At 74.9% G+C, this 2,191-nt stretch carries 1 protein-coding gene; it reads left to right on the top strand.

All coding sequences use genetic code 11. From position 1 onward, the window contains the following. Positions 1-2,191 (top strand): condensation domain-containing protein (locus tag ACFYYT_RS36475; protein ID WP_351831828.1); only part of this gene is annotated, 2,191 nt, incomplete at both ends.

The following is a 2,191-nucleotide window of genomic DNA, read 5'->3' as shown; positions in this document are numbered from 1 at the left end:
GGCACCCGCCTCTACCGCACCGGCGACCAAGCCCACTGGGACACCCACGGAAACCTCCACTACACCGGCCGCACCGACACCCAGATCAAAATCCGCGGCTTCCGCATCGAACCCACCGAAATCGAAACCACCCTCACCACCCACCCCCACATCACCCAAGCCACCCTGACCCACGGCGACCAGCAGCTGACGGCGTACGTGACGGCCGCCCCCGGGGCCCCGGCGCCGAGCCCCGACGCCCTGCGCGCCTGGCTGCGGCAGCGGCTGCCGGAGCACATGGTCCCCGCCCGGTTCGCGGTGCTGGACCGGCTGCCGCTCACCCCCAACGGGAAGATCGACAAGGCGGCCCTCCCCGCCGTCGAGGCCCCCCTCACCCGCGGGGGGCGCCAGCCGCGCACCGAGGCCGAGGAACTGCTGCGGTCGCTGGTCGGCGAGGTGCTCGGCGCGGTCGCGCCGCTGTCGATGGACGACGACTTCTTCGACCACGGCGGCCACTCCCTGCTCGCCGCCCGCCTGACGAACCGGATCGCGGCCACCCTCGGCGTCACCCTCACCCTCCGCGACGTCTTCCGCCACCCCACGCCCGCCGCCCTCGCCCGCCGGATCGACGAGGTCTGCGACCGGCCGGCGCTGCCCCGGCTCACGGCCGGCCTGCCCCGGCCCGAGCGGCTCCCGCTGTCGTTCGCGCAGCAGCGGCTGTGGCTGGTGGGCGCCGGACTGGGCGCTCAGGGGACCACCGCGTACAACGTGCCGATGGCGGTCCGGCTGGAGGGCGAGCCCGACGTCGCCGCGCTGCGGGCGGCCTTCACGGACCTGGCGGAGCGTCACGAACCGCTGCGGACCAGGTTCGTCACCGCGGACGGCGATCCGTACCAGGTGGTGGATCCGGTCCCGGCGTTCGCCTTCGAGGTGGCCACCGTCGCGCCCGGGGAGGTGGACGACGCGCTGGAGACCGCCGCCCGCCACTCCTTCGACCTGTCGGCCGAACATCCGCTGCGGGTCACCCTGCTGGATTGCGGCGCGGGCCGGTACGCGCTGCTCGTGCTGCTCCACCACATCGCCACCGACGGTCAGTCGCTGCGGCCGCTGTTCGAGGACCTGTCCCTCGCCTACGCGGCCCGCCTCGCGGGCGCCGCTCCCGCCCGGCCGCCGCTGCCCGCCGCATACGCCGACTTCGCTCTCTGGCAGCGCACCGCCCTGACCGGCGACCCGCTCCGGACGCAGCTCGCGTACTGGAAGACGGCGCTGGCGGGCCTGCCCGAGGAGCTCGGACTGCTGCCCGACCGGCCGCGTCCGCCGGTGGCGGGACAGCGGGGCGGGATGGTGCGGGCCGATTTCGGGACCGAGCTGTACAAGCGGGTCATGGAGCTGGCGCGGGCCGAGCGGTGCACCGCGTTCATGGTGGTCCAGGCGGCGCTGGCGGCCACGCTGACCCGGCTGGGCGCGGGCACCGACATCCCGCTGGGTTCCCCGGTCGCGGGCCGTCCGGACGAGGCGCTCACCGGGCTGGTCGGGTTCTTCGTCAACACCCTGGTGCTGCGCACCGACACCTCGGGGGACCCGGCGTTCCGGGAGCTGCTGGCCCGGGTGCGCGGCGCCGACCTGGACGCGTTCGCGCACCAGGACGCGCCGTTCGACCTGGTGCTGGACGCCGTGAACCCGGTGCGCTCCCTGGCCCGCCACCCGCTGTTCCAGGTCTGCCTGGCGCTGGAGTCGGGGCCTTCGGTGGTGCCGGACCTGCCCGGGCTGCGGGCGGGGTCGGCGGAGCCGCTGGCCACCGGGGCGGTCAAGTTCGACCTGGAGTTCCTGCTGCACACCGACGAGGGGTCCGGGCTCACGGGCGCCGTGCTGTACCGCAGCGACCTGTACGAGCGGGCCACGGTGGAGCGGATGACCGCGATGCTGCGGCGCGCGCTGGAGCACGCCGTACGCGAGCCGGGGGCCCGGCTGTCGGAGCTGGAGCTGCTCGGTGAGGTGGAGCGGCGGCAGGTGCTGGAGGAGTGGACGGGGATCCGGGTCGACACCGGCCAGGACACCCTCGTCGACCGCTTCGAAGAGCAGGCCCGGCTACGCCCCGCCGCCCGCGCCCTCGTCTTCGGCGGCCAGGAACTCGCCTACGCCGAACTCGACACCCGCGCCAACCGCCTCGCCCACCACCTCACCACCACCACCGGCCTCGGCCGCGGCGACC

It is taken from the genome of Streptomyces sp. NPDC002032 (genome assembly GCF_042890765.1).
Taxonomy (GTDB): Bacteria; Actinomycetota; Actinomycetes; order Streptomycetales; family Streptomycetaceae; genus Streptomyces.
This window is presented reverse-complemented; position numbering and strand designations above follow the sequence as displayed.